The sequence below is a fragment of the Tatumella sp. JGM118 genome, assembly GCF_018257515.1.
Classification (GTDB): Bacteria; Pseudomonadota; Gammaproteobacteria; order Enterobacterales; family Enterobacteriaceae; genus Tatumella; species Tatumella terrea.
This window is the reverse complement of the sequence record NZ_JAERJR010000021.1, coordinates 15130-32906: the sequence shown is the minus strand read 5'-3', so window position 1 is coordinate 32906 and position 17777 is coordinate 15130. Positions and strand designations below refer to the sequence as shown.

Annotated in this window: 16 protein-coding genes and 1 pseudogene; 11 read left to right on the top strand and 6 right to left on the bottom strand. The window is 54.6% G+C overall.

The features are described from left to right. Window positions 1-176 precede the first annotated feature (176 nt). Window positions 177-1052 carry an SDR family oxidoreductase gene (locus JK223_RS14665; RefSeq protein WP_212714907.1) on the top strand — a complete coding sequence of 292 codons (876 nt, stop codon included), beginning with the start codon at window positions 177-179 and terminating at the stop codon, window positions 1050-1052. Between the two features lie 127 nt (window positions 1053-1179). Further along, on the top strand, window positions 1180-2433 hold the full coding sequence (locus tag JK223_RS14660; RefSeq protein WP_212714906.1) for an AGE family epimerase/isomerase: 1254 nt from the start codon (window positions 1180-1182) through the stop codon (window positions 2431-2433). 44 nt (window positions 2434-2477) lie between these two features. On the opposite strand, the gene JK223_RS14655 is transcribed toward JK223_RS14660, so the two are convergent. Then, window positions 2478-2948: a DUF1456 family protein gene (locus tag JK223_RS14655; protein ID WP_212714905.1), complete on the bottom strand. Its 471-nt coding sequence runs from the start codon at window positions 2946-2948 to the stop codon at window positions 2478-2480. A gap of 455 nt (window positions 2949-3403) precedes the next feature. Between JK223_RS14655 and mmuP the strand changes: the two genes are divergently transcribed. After that, the gene (gene mmuP, locus JK223_RS14650) at window positions 3404-4807 is read left to right on the top strand and encodes an S-methylmethionine permease (RefSeq protein ID WP_212714904.1); all 1404 of its coding nucleotides are present in this window, start codon (window positions 3404-3406) and stop codon (window positions 4805-4807) included. A 1-nt stretch (window position 4808) separates the two neighbouring features. Then, window positions 4809-5753: a homocysteine S-methyltransferase gene (gene mmuM, locus JK223_RS14645; protein ID WP_212714903.1), complete on the top strand. Its 945-nt coding sequence runs from the start codon at window positions 4809-4811 to the stop codon at window positions 5751-5753. Window positions 5754-5776: 23 nt separating this feature from the next. Here mmuM and oxlT read toward each other — a convergent pair whose 3' ends face one another. The 3 genes from oxlT to JK223_RS14630 all read right to left on the bottom strand — a co-directional run bounded on the left by oxlT (window position 5777) and on the right by JK223_RS14630 (window position 9192). Continuing rightward, the gene (gene oxlT / locus JK223_RS14640) at window positions 5777-7048 is read right to left on the bottom strand and encodes an oxalate/formate MFS antiporter (RefSeq protein WP_212714902.1); all 1272 of its coding nucleotides are present in this window, start codon (window positions 7046-7048) and stop codon (window positions 5777-5779) included. Window positions 7049-7339: 291 nt separating this feature from the next. After that, the gene (locus JK223_RS14635) at window positions 7340-8125 is read right to left on the bottom strand and encodes an ABC transporter ATP-binding protein (RefSeq protein ID WP_212714901.1); all 786 of its coding nucleotides are present in this window, start codon (window positions 8123-8125) and stop codon (window positions 7340-7342) included. After that, window positions 8122-9192: an iron ABC transporter permease gene (locus JK223_RS14630; protein ID WP_212714900.1), complete on the bottom strand. Its 1071-nt coding sequence runs from the start codon at window positions 9190-9192 to the stop codon at window positions 8122-8124. Before JK223_RS14630 ends, JK223_RS14635 begins: the two co-directional genes overlap by 4 nt. Before the next feature lie 517 nt (window positions 9193-9709). On the opposite strand from JK223_RS14630, the gene JK223_RS14625 reads away from it, so the two are divergent. Beyond that, window positions 9710-10774 carry an ABC transporter substrate-binding protein gene (locus tag JK223_RS14625; RefSeq protein WP_249213643.1) on the top strand — a complete coding sequence of 355 codons (1065 nt, stop codon included), beginning with the start codon at window positions 9710-9712 and terminating at the stop codon, window positions 10772-10774. Between the two features lie 54 nt (window positions 10775-10828). Here JK223_RS14625 and JK223_RS14620 read toward each other — a convergent pair. Next, a pseudogene (locus JK223_RS14620) lies at window positions 10829-11368 on the bottom strand (helix-turn-helix domain-containing protein); the annotation flags it as partial. 100 nt (window positions 11369-11468) lie between these two features. On the opposite strand from JK223_RS14620, the gene JK223_RS14615 reads away from it, so the two are divergent. Both JK223_RS14615 and JK223_RS14610 read left to right on the top strand, forming a co-directional pair. Further along, entirely contained in the window at window positions 11469-12143 is a 675-nt protein-coding gene (locus JK223_RS14615) for an AzlC family ABC transporter permease (protein ID WP_212714897.1), read from the top strand. Continuing rightward, window positions 12133-12456 (top strand): AzlD domain-containing protein, encoded by a 324-nt coding sequence (locus JK223_RS14610; RefSeq protein WP_212714896.1) that lies wholly within the window; start codon window positions 12133-12135, stop codon window positions 12454-12456. The genes JK223_RS14615 and JK223_RS14610 overlap by 11 nt, the downstream gene beginning before the upstream one ends. Before the next feature lie 151 nt (window positions 12457-12607). Here JK223_RS14610 and JK223_RS14605 read toward each other — a convergent pair whose 3' ends face one another. After that, window positions 12608-13516, bottom strand: a complete 909-nt coding sequence (locus JK223_RS14605) for a LysR family transcriptional regulator (protein WP_212714895.1) — start codon at window positions 13514-13516, stop codon at window positions 12608-12610. A 417-nt stretch (window positions 13517-13933) separates the two neighbouring features. On the opposite strand from JK223_RS14605, the gene JK223_RS14600 reads away from it, so the two are divergent. The 4 genes from JK223_RS14600 to JK223_RS14585 all read left to right on the top strand — a co-directional run bounded on the left by JK223_RS14600 (window position 13934) and on the right by JK223_RS14585 (window position 17733). After that, a complete protein-coding gene (locus tag JK223_RS14600) occupies window positions 13934-14617 on the top strand; it encodes a nucleoside recognition domain-containing protein (protein WP_212714894.1) in 684 nt (227 codons plus the stop codon). Continuing rightward, window positions 14610-15077: a YjiG family protein gene (locus JK223_RS14595; protein ID WP_025904112.1), complete on the top strand. Its 468-nt coding sequence runs from the start codon at window positions 14610-14612 to the stop codon at window positions 15075-15077. Before JK223_RS14600 ends, JK223_RS14595 begins: the two co-directional genes overlap by 8 nt. A 63-nt stretch (window positions 15078-15140) precedes the next feature. After that, window positions 15141-16247 (top strand): amidohydrolase, encoded by a 1107-nt coding sequence (locus JK223_RS14590; RefSeq protein WP_212714893.1) that lies wholly within the window; start codon window positions 15141-15143, stop codon window positions 16245-16247. 145 nt (window positions 16248-16392) lie between these two features. Next, the gene (locus tag JK223_RS14585; RefSeq protein ID WP_212714892.1) at window positions 16393-17733 is read left to right on the top strand and encodes a glycoside hydrolase family 28 protein; all 1341 of its coding nucleotides are present in this window, start codon (window positions 16393-16395) and stop codon (window positions 17731-17733) included. The last annotated feature ends 44 nt before the right edge of the window (window positions 17734-17777 follow it).

Sequence of the window (17777 nt, the reverse complement as noted above, 5' to 3'; positions counted from 1 at the left end):
TATTCTGACTTTCTGGCGACATCACAGTGGTTTCTGCTGGTTATTCGACAATCGGGTATCGCCTTCTATACTTAAATCGTTCTGAAGTTTAACGAGTGCGGTTAACAAACTTCTGCGGCATCAGGCTTCGGAATGCCGTTTTGTTAACCGTTCGATTAACATAACCGGAGGGAAATATGGTTCAGAAGATAACTATCCATGCTCAGTCACAAACTCTGCCCGGCAGCGATGAAAAACTGGAGCCTGCAGCGGTCTTTATACGGGATGATTATAAAGGCAGCGGAAAGCTGGCGGGTAAAGTTGCCCTGGTCACCGGGGGTGACAGCGGTATAGGACGTTCGGTTGTGCAGCATTTTGCCCGCGAAGGCGCGGACATTGCCCTGACCTATTTACCGGATAGTGAAGAAGAAGCGCAGGATGCAAAAATTGCACAGCAACTGGCGGAAAAGGAAGGCCGTAAATGTGTGACTTATCCGGTCGATCTGCGTAAAGCGGAAAACTGCCGTCAGCTGGTCGACAGCGTGGTCAAAGAGTTCGGTAAACTAAACATTCTGGTGAACAACGCAGGGACTCAGTATCCGAACGAAGATATTACCACCCTGAGTGACGAAAAATGGCTGGATACATTTGATGTGAATATTCACTCAGTCTTCTTCCTCACCAAAGCGGCTCTGCCACACCTGCAGGAAGATGACAGCATCATCAACACCACATCAGTCAATGCCTATGTTGGCCCGGAAATGCTGCTGGATTATACCGCCACTAAAGGGGCGATTGTCAGTTTCACGCGCGCGTTGTCAAACCAGATTGTCGCGAAGGGTATCCGTGTGAATGCTGTGGCCCCCGGCCCGGTCTGGACCCCGCTGCAACCCGCGACGCTCGGTGACTATAACAAGGATCTGCTGGAAGACTTTGGCCATGAAACCCCGATGGGCCGTGCCGGTCAGCCTTCTGAGCTTGGCCCGGTCTATGTATTCCTGGCAAGCCTTGATTCTTCCTTTATCAGTGGCCAGGTACTGCACCCTAACGGCGGTATCATGGTCGGCGGCTAAACCCTAAACCGTCCCCCTGTCAGCGCAGCGCAGTCCCACGGCTGCCTGCGCATCGAATAACGTTGTTTTTATAAGGACTGCCGCAGCCTGCCGGCGGCGGTCTGACGCCCTGAATACAGAGGATACTATGTTATTTAAACAATTAACTGACAGCTGGCTGAGCATGCCTTATCACCATGACTGGCTGGAAAAAGAGAGCCGTCGCCTGATGGCGTTTTACCGCAATTCAAAACATCCTAAGGGCGGGTTTGGTGCGCTGGATATCCATGGCAATCTGCCTGTGGATGCGCAACCGGAGAGCATGCTCACCGCCAGGATGACTCACTGTTTTTCCATCGCCTCCCTGCAGGGCGAACCGGGGGCCGGAGATCTGGCCAAATGGGGCATCGATGCATTACGTGGTGTGCTGCGTGATAAAGAGTTCGGCGGCTGGCTGGACGGGATCCCGGAGCAAACCCCTGACGGGCGTAAACAAGCCTACCTGCATGTCTTCGTCACCCTTGCGGCATTAAGTGCCACATTAGCCAATATCGAAGGCGCGCAGGAGCTTCTGGATGAAGCTAAAGACATTATGGATAACCGTTTCTGGTCAGATAAAGAAGGCAGGTTGCAGGAAAGTTTTGCCCGCGACTGGAAGGACCCGGAGGCTTATCGCGGGGGCAACAGTAATATGCACGCCACCGAGATGTTTGTGCAGCTTTCCGATGTCACCGGTGAAAGTAAATGGCGCCAGCGGGCACTGTCTATTGTTACCCATATCATTCATAAACATGCCAAAGATAACCACTACCTGCTGGCCGAACATTTCGACGAGAACTGGCAGGAATGGCACGACTACAACAAAGATAAACCGACCGATGACTTCCGTCCTTACGGTATCACCCCGGGGCATGCCTGTGAGTGGGCTCGTCTGTTGCTGCACCTGGAAGCGGCACTGTTGCGGAATAATGAACACACACCGGACTGGTTACTGACAGATTCAAAAGGCTTATTTGAAACCGGCCTCAGATACGGCTGGTATGTGGATGGTCAGCCAGGGCTGGTGTATACCCATGACTGGGACAAGAAACCCGTGACCCACAACCGTCTTCACTGGACCGTGGCGGAAAGCTGTTCTACCGCCGCCAGTCTGCTGAAGCGTACCGGTGACCTGACCTATGAGCGCTGGTATCGCACATTGTGGGATTATATTGCCAATTATCTGATCGATCAGAAAAACGGTAGCTGGTGGCACGAACTGGACGCCGAAAACAAACCCTCTTCCGTGGTCTGGTCCGGGAAACCCGATATCTACCACGCATGGCAGCTGACACTGAACAGCCGCTTACCGCTCGCACCGACACTGGGTACCGCGGTAAAACTGGGACTGGACAGGCTGTAGCCCCGGGAATATTCCCCCGCCTGACACCGACGGGGGAACCATTATTATTTTTTCGCTTTTCGAACCCGTTCGGCCAGGCCTTTCAGGATATAACGCAGTACCTGATCCCCGCACTCGCGATAATTTTTATGCCCTTCTTTACGGAAAAAGGCACTCAGCTCATTTTCTGACATCGCAAAATCCACAGATTTCAGAATGTCATGTAAATCTTCAGTTTTCAGCTCAAACGCCACGCGTAATTTTTTCAGCATGACATTATTGGTCACACGCTTCTCCACTTCAGGGGCAGGATAGCGCGGGTCACGACCACGGCGGTAGAAGATCAGGCCATTCAGAAAATGTGCCATGATCTTATCGTTACATGCCAGGTAGCCCGGCTCACCTTCTTTGGTCAGATAGCCACTCATTTCCTGCAGGCTGACTTCTGCCCCTCCGGAAATAAGAATTTCCAGCATTTTTTCATCACGAAGGTCGAGCATATAGCGAACACTACGCAAAACGTCATTGTGCATCATGGTATTAATTTCCTGAAATCATCGGACCGGTCTCCCGGTAACTGCCTGTTTAACTACTTCTGGCCAGGCATTATACAAGTCTCACCGTGCGGGTCGCCTGTTAGTTGATAAAAAAGCCGGATTAATACCCCGAAAGCCTAAAAATCGCGGCGACGGGGATCGCTATCGGGGCGCGAACGGCGCGCCGGGAATGTCTCCGGACAGTCTCAGTCGGCCACCGGTACCCTCTGGTCATTACCTCCCTGGCACGGCTCTGACTGCGGCGTCGCCCTCATTCCGCAATAAAGCGAAGCATTCATTTTATCCGGCAGGATTCAGCCGCCGGTCAGCCATTATTCCCTCTCTTTTCCGGCCCGTATTCCCTGACAGCAGCGTCTGATTTTTTGCATTTCAGGGCAGATGCCGGTATAACTTCGCCCATCTTACGTTAGACATCTAACCATTCAGAAGGCTATATGCAGACACCCTCCACCCCCGCGCCTCTGAAGCGCACCATGAAAGCCCGCCACCTGGTGATGTTGTCACTGGGCGGAGTGATCGGGACCGGGTTATTTTTTAATACCGGTTACATTATCTCTACCACAGGCGCGGCAGGCACACTCCTCGCTTATCTTATCGGTGCGTTGGTGGTCTGGCTGGTCATGCAATGTTTAGGGGAACTGTCGGTCGCCATGCCGGAAACCGGCGCATTTCATGTCTATGCCAATCGCTATCTCGGCCCTGCCACCGGCTATACGGTGGCCTGGCTCTACTGGCTGACCTGGACGGTCGCCCTCGGCTCCAGCTTTACGGCGGCCGGTTTCTGTATGCAGTACTGGTTTCCGCAGATCCCGGTCTGGATTTGGTGCCTGGTCTTCTGTGTGCTGATTTTCGGCCTGAATGTGGTCTCTACCCGCTTTTTTGCCGAAAGTGAATTCTGGTTCTCTCTGCTCAAAGTCTTCACTATCGTACTGTTCCTGATCCTGGGCGTCGCCGCCATGACCGGACTGCTACCGATGCATGACGGAACGCCGGCCCCCGGCCTGCATAACATCACGTCTCAGGGCTGGTTCCCGCATGGCGGACTGCCGATCCTGATGACGATGGTCGCGGTTAACTTCGCCTTTTCCGGAACCGAACTGATTGGTATTGCGGCCGGGGAAACCGAATCCCCGCATAAAGTGATCCCGATAGCTATCCGCACGACCGTGGTACGACTGATTATTTTCTTTATCGGCACCGTGTTTGTGCTGGCGGCCCTGATCCCTATGCAGCAGGCCGGCGTCGAAAAGAGTCCCTTTGTCCTGGTGTTCGAAAAAGTCGGTATTCCCTATGCCGCAGGGTTCTTTAATCTGGTGATCCTGACCGCTATTCTTTCGGCCGCCAATTCCGGCCTGTATGCTTCCGGCAGGATGTTATGGTCACTGGCAAATCAGAATACACTGCCGCAGTGCTTTGCCCGGGTGACAAAACGGGGAGTTCCTTTAACGGCGCTGTCGGTCAGTATGCTCGGCGGGATCCTGGCGCTGGCTTCCAGTGTTATCGCGCCGGATACTGTTTTTGTGGCCTTGTCCGCAATCTCCGGTTTCGCCGTCGTCGCCGTCTGGCTGAGTATCTGTGCCTCGCACTATGTTTTCCGCCGCCGTCATCTGCAGCAGGGTAAACCGCTGAGCGATTTGCGCTATCGTGCCCCCTGGTATCCTGTCGTACCGGTGCTGGGTTTTATTTTATGCCTGGTCGCCTGTGCAGGTCTGGCCTTTGACCCTGACCAGCGTATAGCATTATGGTGCGGCATTCCTTTTGTCGCCCTTTGCTATCTGGCTTATTTTATTACCCGCAAGCTGAGCCGCGCTAACGTCACTCAGCCTCAGGAGCAGTAACATGCGACCCAATGATCCTTTATCCTCAGTGCTCCGTGAGCAGCCTTTTTTACTGCTCGACGGCGCGATGGCTACGGAACTGGAACACCGTGGCTGTCAGCTGGCAGACAGCCTGTGGTCGGCCAAAGTCCTGCAGGAAAACCCGCAACTGATAGAACAGGTGCATTACGATTATTTTCAGGCGGGCGCCCGCTGTGCGATTACGGCGAGCTATCAGGCCAGTCTTCCCGGATTTGCCGCCCGGAATATCTCCGCGATAGATGCGCAGGCACTGATGCGTCTGAGTGTGACCCTGGCGGCTAATGCCCGTCACCGCTATTTATCTGAGCACCCGCAGGCCGGGCCGTTGCTGGTCGCCGGGTCTGTCGGCCCTTACGGGGCCTATCTGGCTGACGGTTCGGAATACCGCGGAGATTACCAGTGCAGCCTCCGGCAATATCAGGACTTCCACCGGCCGCGTATTGCCGCATTGATCGAAGCCGGGGCGGATCTGCTGGCCTGTGAAACGCTGCCCTCTTTTGACGAAATCCGGGCACTGGCAGAGCTGCTGAACGAGTATCCCCGCACCACTGCCTGGTTCTCGTTTACCCTGAAAGATGCACAGCATCTGAGTGACGGCACACCCCTGAGTGAGGTGGTCGCCTTTATCGAAGGCTTTCCCCGTATCGTCGCCATCGGTATCAATTGCATTGCCCTGGAGAATACGACCGACGCCCTACGCCATCTTCATGCCCTGACGCCACTGCCGCTGGTGGTGTATCCGAATTCCGGTGAACACTATGACCCGGTCAGTAAGACCTGGCATCATCCGCCTCATGGCTGTGCGACGCTGAGTGATTATCTGCCGGCATGGCGGGAGGCCGGCGCCCGGGTGATCGGCGGTTGCTGTCGCACCACGCCAGCCGATATTGCTGCATTACATCGTTTACAGACCGCCTCTGTGTAACGCTGACCCTGCCGCCGGCCAGGCTACCCCTGATGCCGGCGGAGAAAACGCTGACGGACGGGCCGCAATACCAGCAACGCCAGGAATGCGGTGATGATATCCAGAGCTATCGCACTCCCGAAAACCGGCAGCCAGCTATGGGTATGCTGATGAAGTAAGGCGGCCAGTGGCCCCCCTGCGACAGAACCAATCCCCTGAGACATATACAGGCAGCCATAATTCGTCGTGCTATGTCGGGTGCCGAAAGTATCCGTCAGCGTCGCCGGGAACAGGGAAAAGATTTCTCCCCAGCCCAGAAAAACCACGCCGGAGAGTAACACAAACAGCACAGCATCCTGCCGGCAGAGCAGCCAGAGCGTCATTGCCACCGCCTCAAGCGCAAAGGCGATAAACATCGTTTGTTCCCGGCCAAATTTATCAGAAATAAAGCCAAACAGCGGACGGGTCAGACCATTGGTAAACCTGTCGAGGGTCAGTGCGAGGGGCAGTGCTGCCATCCCGAAAACAACGACCTGACTGACACCGAAATCACGGGAGAAGATGGCCATCTGCGAGGTCACCATCAGGCCGGACGTCGCCATAAACGTCATCATGCAGAACATCAGCCAGAAAAGCGGCTGGCGCAGCATTTCCGGCGCCGTAAACTGTTTCTGCCCTTGCACGGCGGGGTGTGCGGCTTCGGTGCTATCGCTGGCCGGCGGATGTTTCAGGCCCTGACTGGCCAGAAAACCGACCATAGCAAACATCAGGCCAAACACGGTCAGGGTAAAATTAAGCCCCCGGGTATCCAGCAGATGCGAGACGGGAAACGTTGTGACAATCGCCCCCATCCCGTAGCCTGCCGCAACAATACCGGCCGCAAACCCCCGTTGCGACGGAAACCACTGTACCACCAGGCCAACGACACCCACATAGACAATGCCGGTCCCCAGGCCGCCCAGCCCTCCGTAGACCAGATAGAGCATAGCCAGTTGATGCACCTGCGCACTCAATACCCAGCTTAATCCGGATAACAGAGTACCGAGCGCAATCAGCCGTCTGGCACCAAAATAGTCGATCAGCTTGCCCTGAAAAGGGGAAAAGAAAGTCTGTAAGATGATCAGCAGCGAGAAAGTCACCTGCAACTCAGGCAGCCCGACCGAAAACTGCGCCATCATGGGTTTGGTCAGCAACGTCCAGACATACTGCGGGCTGGAAATCGCTGCCATACACAGCAGTCCGTAGCCCAGTTGCTTCCACTTTTCGTGGGTGGCCGCCCCCGCAACCCCGGCTAACTCAGAAGTATCAACGCTCATGGCACTCTCCGTCATTATTGTCATTATCCCCGTGAAATAAGCAATTTATGTGCCATCTGCTCTTGCTGAGGTGTCCGGCGGCAGAGAGATTCAGGCCCGCCAGAGAGACATCCGGGTGGCACGGACACAGGAAATGGCCCCCCCTCCTGCCCGACAGCGACAAACAGACCAGCCATCCGGTGTGCAGAGAGTGAAGGGAACAATTCAGGAGGAGATAACACAGAGTCAGACAGGAAAAGAATTGAGAGTGAGTCCTGAAGGCGGATAGCCGGTGGCTATCCGCAATAACGATTACAGGCCGCCGCTGACCAGGCCATCGATATGCACCTGGGGCACCCCCTGAGAACACAATTCGATGCGCCCGCGAACACCATAGACCTCGGCCAGGCTTTCCGGGGTAATCACCTCCGCCGGCGCACCGCTGGCCACAATCCGTCCGGACTTCATCATCACCACATGATCACTGTGACGCAGGGCAATATTAATATCATGCAGAACAACCACCGTAACCATATTACGCGCCCGGGTCTCTTTACTGACCAGACTCATCACATGGTACTGATAATTGAGATCCAGGGCGCTGAGCGGCTCATCGAGTAACAGCAGGGACGGATTACGTACCAGTGACTGGGCCAGCCCGACCATCTGTTTCTGGCCGCCGGATAACTCATCCATATATCTGAGTGCCAGCGACGCAATCCCGACCTGATCCAGTAACTGCAGGATACGTTCCGGCGAGACATCCGCCCCCTGCTGGCCCGTGGCTCTGGCCGATACCAGCACAGATTCCAGGACCTGCAAATGGACTCCGGAGGGCAGGCTCTGCGGCAGATAGACGACTTTTTCGCCGCGTTCTGCCAGGGATAACCGGTTGATATTTTGATTATCCAGCCAGATCTCACCCTGCGCCCGGTTTAAACCGGCCAGGGCGCGCAGCAAGGTAGACTTACCACAGCCATTCGGCCCCAGTAATACCGTCACCTTACCCCGGGGAATGGCGGCCAGTGACATCTCACTGATCACCGGATGCCGGCGATAACCGGTAGTTAACCCCTTGATACTGAGGGAATCACTCATAAGTTCCCCCGATGACGCAGAATGATAACGATAAAGAAAGGCACGCCCACCAGCGAGGTGATAATACCGATCGGGATAATGACGCCGGGAACAATATTTTTCGATACCACGGAGGCCAGGGATAACACCAGGGCACCAATCAGACCACTGGCGGGCAGATAAAAACGGTGATCCTCGCCGACCAGTTGCCGGGCGATATGCGGTGCCACCAGGCCGATAAAGCCGATAGGTCCGACAAAGGCCACAGCCAGCGCAGACGCCAGGCTGATGCGGATCAATGACGACATCCGCAGACGGGCAACATCAATACCAAAACTGGCCGCCCTGTCTTCACCCAGACGCAGCGCGGTCAGTTGCCAGGCACTCTTCAGGGCCCAGGGAAGCAATATCACTATGGCTGCAGCCAGGATCCCCAGTTTCGGCCAGGAAGCGCGTCCCAGGCTACCCATGGTCCAGAAGACCAGCGATTGCAGAGTATCTTCACTGGCGATAAATTGCATCATGGCGACCAGCGCATTAAAGGTAAACACCAGGGCAATCCCGAAGAGCACCACGGTAGTGCGTGTATTCACTGTGCGGCGGCTGACCAGATTCAGAATAAATGCTGTCAGAATGGCAAAAATAAACGCGTTTCCGGTCACCAGCCAGGTGCCGGGGATCCCGGGAATCCCCACCCCCAGCACCAGAGCCAGTGCAGCCCCGAACGAGGCGGCGGAGGAAACCCCCAGTGTAAAAGGACTGGCCAGCGGGTTATTGAGGATGGTCTGCATCTCACTTCCTGCCATTCCCAGGGCAAAACCAACCACCACGGCCATCAGGGTAAAAGGCAGACGGATATCCCAGACGATCACCCGGGTCGCCGCATCGACACCGGCAGGATGTACCAGTGCACGTAACAGTGTCATCAGGTCAAAGTGCGCCGGTCCGATAGTAAAGTCGAGGATGACACTGCAGCAGATTGCCATGACTAAAACCAACAACAACACGACACGTTTACGGATCAGTTTCCGATATTCGGCACCGATACCCCCACGTTCACGGGTAACAGATTCTGTCACTGTACTCATTAATCCTATTTCCACGTTCCGGAACTAACGACATTGTTTTGTGCGGCTTATTCATTCACCGTATCGGGATTACGGCGGTAAACCTGTAAAGCCTGGCAGTCAGCCTGCTCTGGACCACCCGCGACAAAATATAATAATAATCATTCCGAATGATACCGCGAAACCGAATGAATACAACGTCAAACAGTTTACACAACATGAATAGCCGCAATAAAAAACCTGTTTTTGCCGCCCGCCCGGGCCAGAAAAACCCGTACCGGAAACATCTCCCGGCAGATAGTTACTCCCGGTAACATACCGCAGATACCTGCCGCTAAAATTATAGTTAATAATTATTATGATATAGATTCTCATTCAATCACCTCCCCGGCCCTGTTATTTTCTGCGTACCCCATGGCAACGAGGGAGAAACAATTCAGGAAAGCTAATGAATAACGCGATCAAACGCCGTCATACTCTCATACGCTATGCCCGCCAGTGTGTCACCGCCGCGGTGTGTTTCTCCCCGCTGGCCGCGATGGCGACGGATTACCCGCTGACCGTACAGGATATGGATCACCAGACTGTGGTGATCAGTCATGAACCGAAACGCATTATTCTGCAGGATGGCCGCGATATTATGGCGCTGGCCCTGCTCGACCGGGCAGACCCGTTCGCGCGGGTCATTAGCTGGAATAATCTGATCAAAAAGCAGGATGGCCAGGAGTGGGCGGTTCTGAAAGGAAAGTGGCCTCAGGCGGCAGCTATCCCGGATATGGGGTTCTCAGACCAGGGGGAAGTGAATACTGAAACCGTGATCTCCAGCCACCCGGACCTGCTGATTGCCCAGTTGCGGGCCAAACCGGCACTGGAACAAACCGGGGTTCTGAAACGTTTCCGGGAATTGCATATCCCTGTGCTGTTCCTGGATTATGAACTCCACCCGATTCAGGATACGGTGCCCAGCATCACGTTACTGGGGAAAGTCCTCAACAAAGAGAGTAATGCCAAAGCCTTTACTGATTTTTATACCGAGCACCTGAACCGGATTGAGTCCGTGGTCAGCAAAGCACCGAAAAAGCCGCTGGTCTTCATCGAACCTATCGCCGGTAATTCAGATAACTGCTGCTTCACCCACGGCACCAATGGCTGGGGCGGATTAGTGGCTGCCGCAGGCGGGATTAATATCGGCTCAGAGTTGCTGAAAGGGGCATCAGGCTTTATTAATCCTGAAAAAATCATCGCGATGCGTCCTGACTGGTACCTGATGACCGGTTCAAAACGCGGCGCGGCAGGGAACCCGGTATTGCCGTTCGGTTACAATACCCAAATCACACAGATCAAAGCCAGCTTTGACAATCTGTTAAAACGTACCGCTGTCGCGACGATCCCTGCGGTCTCTGAAGGGCATGTCGGCGGGGTGTATCATCATTTCTACAACCATCCGTGGAATATTATCGGGGTTGAGATCCTGGCACACTGGTTCTATCCGCAGCAGTTTGCTTCGCTGGATCCGACCGCCGATTACCACTATATCGTGACCCATTTCACGCAGTTACCGAATGATCCGGTCAATCTGAGTTATTCACCGGTCAGTCAGTAATCCCTGCCACGGGAAGCCCGTATCGGGCTTCCCTGCCCGGACATCCGCCCGATGTTCCGCCACCAGCAAGGCTTCGGTATCTTTTTCCAGCGCACGGAAAATATGCGGCAGATCCCCCGGGTAACACAGGTAGTCACCTTCATTCAGCTCCACCGGATTATCCGCCAGTCCGACTAATGCCCGCCCGCGTACCAGAATAATATGTTCAACCGACCCCGGCAGATGTGGCTCTGACAGCCTGTCCTTGCCCGGCTGAACCTGCAGGGTATAAATATCGCGTCTGGCCCCGGGCGGACAATTGGCCAGCAGGATCGCCTGGTAACTTGCCTGCCCGGAATCGACGGCCATCCCTTCTCCCTTTCGCAATAACCGGATAGCCGTACCGCCGTCTTCCAGTAACCGGGCAAACGGCATATCCAGTGCCATGCATAAGGCCCAGAGTGTTTCCAGGCTGGGATTACCGGTGCCGGATTCCAGCTGAGACAGTGTGGACTTGGCAATTCCGGCTCTGCGGGCCACTTCAGCCAGTGACAGACCGGATCTCTGCCGTTCCTGGCACAGATTCCGCGAAATAATCGTGATAGGGGGTGTCATATCGCCTCACCGTTCGTTATAACGAACGAAACGTTCTTGTTGAAAAACACTGACCGTGTGTTCATTATAGTGTATTAACGTTCATTTTAACGGTATCCCTATGCTGACTCCACTCTATTCCGCCTTACCCCGTGATGTTGTTAAAGCTATTTTTCTGGTCTGTCTGGCTGATGGTGTGGTGGCAGTCTCTTATGGTTCACTGGCAGGCAGCCTCGGGTTCCCGGTATGGGTACCTTTAGCGCTTTCCATGATCGTCATGGCGGGCGCGTCTGAATTTATCTTTATCGGTATCGTGGCCGCCGGAGGGAGTCCTCTGGCGGCAGCGGCGGCCGGCTTGCTGGTGAATGCCCGCCATATTCCGTTTGGTATTGCCGTCAGTGATTTGACCGGACGCGGATGGCGGGGTATTGCCGGCAGCCATATGATGAATGATGAAAGTGTCGTATTCGGGTTATCGCGTCCGGATAAACGTCAGCAACGAGCCGCCTACTGGCTGTGTGGTACAGGTATCGCCCTCTGCTGGCCCGCAGGTGTACTGGGGGGATCCCTGATGGGCAAACTTCTGCCGGACCCGTCAGTGATCGGTTTAGACAGCGTCTTTCCGGCCATTATGCTGGCGTTGGTGATCCCATCGCTGAAGAAAAAAGTGACCCGGAAGCGTGCCGGTTCCGGTGCCCTGCTGGCGCTGGCCACGGTTCCCTGGCTGCCTGCCGGCTTACCGGTACTGGTCTCGCTCGCCGGGCTGATGATGGGAGGCAGAAAAAATGAACAGTAGTCCGGTGCTTTTGGGGAGCATTCTCTTACTTGGGGTGGGCACCTTTCTGATGCGCTATATCAGTAGCCGTCTTGGACACCGGTGGGTACTCCCGGAACCGTGGCAACAGCGCTTATCCGACGCCGCCACCACCTTATTGTTCTCTGTGGCGGTGATTGCCACCTTTTATCATGATAACCATTTCGCAGGCTTTGCCCGTACAGGCGGCGTCGCGGTGGCGCTGCTCCTCACACTGCGCCGGACCCCGCTAATTGTGGTTATCCTGTCGGCAGCAGCAGTGACCGCCCTTCTGCGTCTGGCGGGGATCCCCTGAGCTATGGTAACGGGGATGTGCAGGCAAGTTGACGGCAGAAATACCGGTTCCGACCGGTGAGATGTTGAACCGACGGTCATCACTGCACAGAATGCTGACACCGTGCCTGACCGAAGGCACAAAAAAGCAGCACATGGCCGCTGCACATCCGTCAGCGACCTGAGGTTTCTTTGTCCTGGTCAGACATTTCACTGAAATAGTTGCGTAATAACTGCCACAGATGATGTGCCGCCGGGGTAAAACGGCGATCTGAATTGCGCAGTAAGTGGCATTGCGTTTCATGCGCGACCGGGTTGTCTATCGGTATTGCGACCAGTTGTCCGGAGGAAATCATCGGCTCAGCCGCCCTGGCGGACATGCAAGCGATCCCCAGCCCCGCCGCACTAAGCTCCAGGGCGGTGGAAAAGAGATTACACCTGTAGGAGGGTGTAAATATCAGGCCACTGTTGCGGAACATGGTGTTCATATAGCGCTGTAACCCGAACTGATCCGTCAGGGCAATCAGCCGTTGTCCGGCAAGGGTTTCGATGGTCACACCAGGCTCACCGCTTAACGGATGATCCGGCGACATAACGGCACAGACCGGCCCCCAGCGAAAACTGTAGCGTTTAACCTCCGGGTTGCCGACAGGCCCGAAGGCCAGTGCCATATCGGTGTCACCATGGACCACAGCATTCAGCATCTCATGCATACTGGCCACGGTAATATCCACAAAAACCTGCGGATACGCCCCGGAAAAGGTCGTCATAATCTCACGGATAAAGGTGCTGACCAGCCCGCCACCGATGCGTACCGAAACACTTCCCCCTTTCATATGACGTAAGTCTTTCAGGTGCGCTTCCAGCTTATATCGCCGCTGGCGGCTCTCAAAGTAATCTTCGGCCAGTAAACGCCCCGCTTCGGTCAGAACGACAATCCGGCCACGCCGTTCCAGCAAGGGTAATTGTAATTCACGCTCAAGTTGCGAAATCTGGCGGCTGATCACCGAAGGATTCACTCCCAGGATATCGGCTGCGCGGCGGATCCCGCCCTGGACACCGACTTCGTACAAATAACTCATCGGTTTTTCATGAAACTTCTGCACCTCAAGCCCTGCCAACTGTTGACCAGAAAGCAACAATAACACCGATTACAGGACATTTATATTTTTATAATCCTTTACGATAATCGGATAAACCTGAGGTATCAGATATAAAAAAATAATTTTCTGAATATCCATTAGTAAAGCACCAGAAGAGTGCAACTGCACCAACATAAACAGTGAAAGATATTAATAACAGTGAATGTGTTCTGCTTTTTTATGTTATTTATAAATTCCATAAAGTTTAATAAACAGCAGGCCACCGGCGTTTTTATGTCGCAGGTTTCATTCCGGCATAAAAATTGTTAATTATCTATTTTGTGGACAGACAAAATATTCACTCAGGTTCTCCGGCACCAGGGAAACTCATCACTAAAATAACTACAGAGAATAATTATGAGCGATAACAACATCAGCAACCAAAGTCAGGATAAGGACGAACATGCCCTGAAAGTGACGCCAGGCGCATGGATAGCCCTGATCGCCGTATTACTGGTATTTTCAGGGCTGTTTTTTAAAGTCAAAGATATGGCCTGGCTGGGAGCCTTTGACTTTACGACGCTCGGCGGGGCCTTCGGGACCCTGAAAGACGGGGGCGGAGGAACCTTCGTCGGCAGCGGCGGGTTCGGGGCGAAAGCCGGCTTTCTGTTTGCCCTGTCCTTAGTACCGACCGTGATGCTGGCGCTGGGACTACTGGAGATTTTTACCCATTACGGTGCTATTCGTGCCGCCCACCGGCTGTTAACGCCGTTACTGAAACCGCTGCTGGGATTACCCGGTTATACCGGGCTTGCATTAATCACAGATTTACAGAGTACCGATGCCGGGGCTGCCCTGAGTAAAGAACTCTATGACAGTAAAAAAATCACCCGCAAACATGTCGTGATTATGGGTTCCTGGCAATATTCCGGCGCCGGACTGATTAATAACTATTTTGCTATCGGCTCGGCATTATTTGCCTCCCTGACCACTCCGTTAATTGTGCCGCTATTATTAATGTTTGTCCTGAAATTTGTCGGGGCAGGTCTGGTCAGAGTCGCATTAAATACGGTCTACAGGAAGGATTTCATCAATGAGTAATCAGCTTAAAACCAGCGCCAATCCGTTCGATATTTTTGTTATCGGTGCCCGTAAAGGGTTCAATATTGCCATTAATAATCTGATGCCCAATGTGGTGATGGCCTATGTGATTGCAGAAATCCTGAACCTGCTCGGTATTATGCAGATGATTGGCCACCTCTGTGCCCCGCTGATGGGGATATTCGGTCTGCCGGGCGAAGCAATCACCGTCTTACTCACCGCATGGCTCTCATCCTCTGCAGGGACCGGCGTTGCGGTCAGTCTGCTGACGAAAGGGACACTGGACCCCGCTCAGGTCACTATTCTTATCCCCGCGATCTTTCTGATGGGGGCTCAGTTGCAGTATATGGGACGTTTACTGGGGGTGGCCGATGTACCGAAGAAGTACTGGCCGCTACTGATGCTGACCAGCATCGTCAATGCCGTTATCTCTATGCTGGTGATGCGTTTTATCGCCTGACACGCCTCATTATCACCACCGGCAGTCCGGATACTGCCGGTCAGCGAATCTCCGGAGTAAAGTATGTCACGTACCTTAGACCATTTTAATGTATTACATGAGATCCCCGAACTGGGCTTTGAAGAATTTAAAACCTCGGCGTATATCGCGTCTGCACTGGAAGCCGCCGGCTTTACTGTCACCCGCCAGATTAACGGGACCACGGGGATCATTGCCGAGCTGGACAGTGGACAACCGGGGCCGGTATTAGCGTTGCGGGCAGATATGGATGCCCTGGGCCATATTATCGATGGCCAGCATGTGGCCCGCCATACCTGCGGCCATGACGGACATTCCTCTGTCGTGCTGACCGCCGCAGAAGAAACACGCCGTGAGGGCCTGGTGAAAAAAGGCAAACTCAGGATCCTGTTCCAGCCCGCAGAAGAATTAGGGACCGGCGCCATTGCCATGGTGGAGGGAGGGGCTCTGGATAATGTGGATATGCTGCTGGGCTTCCATCTGCGTCCGATAGAGGAATGCCCGATGGGCCAGGCCGTTGCCGCGATGAATTACTCCGCATCAGCCACCATTGAGGCCGTATTTACCGGAAAAGCGGCCCATGCCGCCCGCCCGCATTTAGGCGTCAATGCACTGGATGCTGCCGTTCAGGCGGTGCAGGCCGTGAATTCGATCCATCTTTCTCCGTCACTCACGTTCAGCGCTAAAGCCACCCGCTTTATTGCCGATGCCGGGGTCACTAATTCTATCCCTTCTGAAGCCCGTGTCTGCTGGGATCTCCGTTCGGCGGAAAATGCCCCGATGGAGGAACTGAAACAAAAAGTGACTGCGGCTCTGCAAGGGAGTGCCGCAGCGCTGGGTGCCTCCGTCGATATTAAAATCCTCAAAGAGATGCCGGCGGCGATCATTGATGAAGAAGCCACGGCGGTGATCAGCCACGCTATCTGTCAGCAACTGGGGGAAGATGCCCTGTTACCGTCGAAAACCACCCCTGGCAGCGAAGATTTTTTCCATTACTTACGCCTCTGTCCGCAGGTGAAAGGCGGATTCTGGGGCCTCGGCGCCAATCTGGTACCGGGCCTGCATCATCCGGAAATGCATTTCGACCGGGATGCGCTGGCCATCGGGGTACGCATCTTCAAATCCTGTGTCCAACAGGTGCTTGGCGAATAATCTTTGTGGCCCCCGCCCGGGGGCCACAGATGTGTCGGCCTGAAAAATCTTCGTACATTCAGATACGTTAATCCTTCCACGACAGGCATCTTCGCCGTTAAAGATTGTTATGGTTTCTTTTTTTCGATGAATTCAGGAATGCCGTATGACATGTACAAAACAGACCTCGCGTTTACGGGGCTTACTTTTTTCCGTTCCGGCGCTGCTTTGCTCAGCCAGTGTGCTGGCGACTGGTCATCAATGTGCCCTGTCGCTCAGCGCAGGACAGGCACCGGTCACCGGCGCGCTTCAGCAGGCCATCGATCGGTGCAGTACTCAGGGCGGCGGAACGGTGACCCTGCCGGCGGGGGTATGGGTAAGCGGACCACTGATGCTGAAGAGTCATGTCACACTGCATCTGGCCGCCGGCAGCCGGTTAACCTCGACCGGTAATCCGGCCGATTTTACCGCGGCTTTTATCAGCCAGCCTTTGCAGCCCCGTGAAGCGCTGATTATCGCCACACATGTCCGGGACGTGGCGATCACCGGGCCCGGTACGGTGGATGGTCGGGGACAGCATGGCTGGTGGCCGATGGCGACGGATGCCCGTAACCATCTGAAACGCGGCGACACCCAATGGTTTGCCCGCCACTGGAAAGACGTTCCCCCGGCCAACGGCATGCCCCGCCCCTGGCTGATTGAATTTGACCACGTTCGCGACGGGAAACTGCAGAATGTGAACATCATCAACTCACCGATGTGGAATGTGGTTTTACGCGACAGCCGGAATATCGTCATGAGCCACAGCACGGTCACTAATCCCCCGGATGCACCGAATACTGACGGAGTCGACGTGGTCTCCTCACAGAACGTTCAGCTGCGTGACCTGACGCTTTCTACGGGAGACGATGATATCTCGATAAAATCCGGACTGGCGACCACCGGAAAGGCCCCGGCCAGCCGGGATATCACCATTGAAGACTGTAATATCGGTAACGGCCACGGCATCTCCGTCGGCAGTGAGACGGCCAACGGTATCGGCGCTGTTACGGTAAGGAATATCCGCTTCCGGGGAACGGCTAACGGGATCCGTGTCAAATCCGGCCGTGATCGGGGTAGCGAGATCGGGCCACTGAGTGCAGAGAATATCGTGATGACCGGCGTCAAAGTGCCGCTGGTGATCACCGACAGCTATGGGGGTAATGGTGGCTACAGCCGGCAGAGTCTCAGTGCTATTTCGCCTGAGCCGGTCAGTCGTTACACCCCGTTTATCCACGATATTTCCGTTAACCACCTGAAAGCCAGCGGGGCCGGAATGGCAGGGATGATCAGCGGACTGCCGGAGGCACCGTTACAGAATATTTCCCTGAGGAATATCACTATTTCTTCTGTGCTCGGGATGCAAAGCCGTTATGTGCAGGGCACGCTGCACAATGTGAAAATTACCACAGATCAGCATCCGCTTACGTTGCAGCAGGGACCGGGAAGCCACTGGAAAAAGAGTTAAGACCGTCCGGGGCACATGCCCCCCCTGCCCCTGTGGCCCCGCAA

Coding starts and splice junctions, on each gene's coding strand:
- JK223_RS14590 (WP_212714893.1), top strand. CDS start 15,141: ATGTCACGTACCTTAGACCATTTTAATGTATTACATGAGATCCCCGAA.
- JK223_RS14655 (WP_212714905.1), bottom strand. CDS start 2,948: ATGATGCACAATGACGTTTTGCGTAGTGTTCGCTATATGCTCGACCTT.
- mmuP (WP_212714904.1), top strand. CDS start 3,404: ATGCAGACACCCTCCACCCCCGCGCCTCTGAAGCGCACCATGAAAGCC.
- mmuM (WP_212714903.1), top strand. CDS start 4,809: ATGCGACCCAATGATCCTTTATCCTCAGTGCTCCGTGAGCAGCCTTTT.
- JK223_RS14660 (WP_212714906.1), top strand. CDS start 1,180: ATGTTATTTAAACAATTAACTGACAGCTGGCTGAGCATGCCTTATCAC.
- JK223_RS14605 (WP_212714895.1), bottom strand. CDS start 13,516: ATGAGTTATTTGTACGAAGTCGGTGTCCAGGGCGGGATCCGCCGCGCA.
- JK223_RS14635 (WP_212714901.1), bottom strand. CDS start 8,125: ATGAGTGATTCCCTCAGTATCAAGGGGTTAACTACCGGTTATCGCCGG.
- JK223_RS14625 (WP_249213643.1), top strand. CDS start 9,710: ATGGCGACGGATTACCCGCTGACCGTACAGGATATGGATCACCAGACT.
- JK223_RS14665 (WP_212714907.1), top strand. CDS start 177: ATGGTTCAGAAGATAACTATCCATGCTCAGTCACAAACTCTGCCCGGC.
- JK223_RS14610 (WP_212714896.1), top strand. CDS start 12,133: ATGAACAGTAGTCCGGTGCTTTTGGGGAGCATTCTCTTACTTGGGGTG.
- JK223_RS14615 (WP_212714897.1), top strand. CDS start 11,469: ATGCTGACTCCACTCTATTCCGCCTTACCCCGTGATGTTGTTAAAGCT.
- JK223_RS14585 (WP_212714892.1), top strand. CDS start 16,393: ATGACATGTACAAAACAGACCTCGCGTTTACGGGGCTTACTTTTTTCC.
- JK223_RS14595 (WP_025904112.1), top strand. CDS start 14,610: ATGAGTAATCAGCTTAAAACCAGCGCCAATCCGTTCGATATTTTTGTT.
- JK223_RS14630 (WP_212714900.1), bottom strand. CDS start 9,192: ATGAGTACAGTGACAGAATCTGTTACCCGTGAACGTGGGGGTATCGGT.
- JK223_RS14600 (WP_212714894.1), top strand. CDS start 13,934: ATGAGCGATAACAACATCAGCAACCAAAGTCAGGATAAGGACGAACAT.
- oxlT (WP_212714902.1), bottom strand. CDS start 7,048: ATGAGCGTTGATACTTCTGAGTTAGCCGGGGTTGCGGGGGCGGCCACC.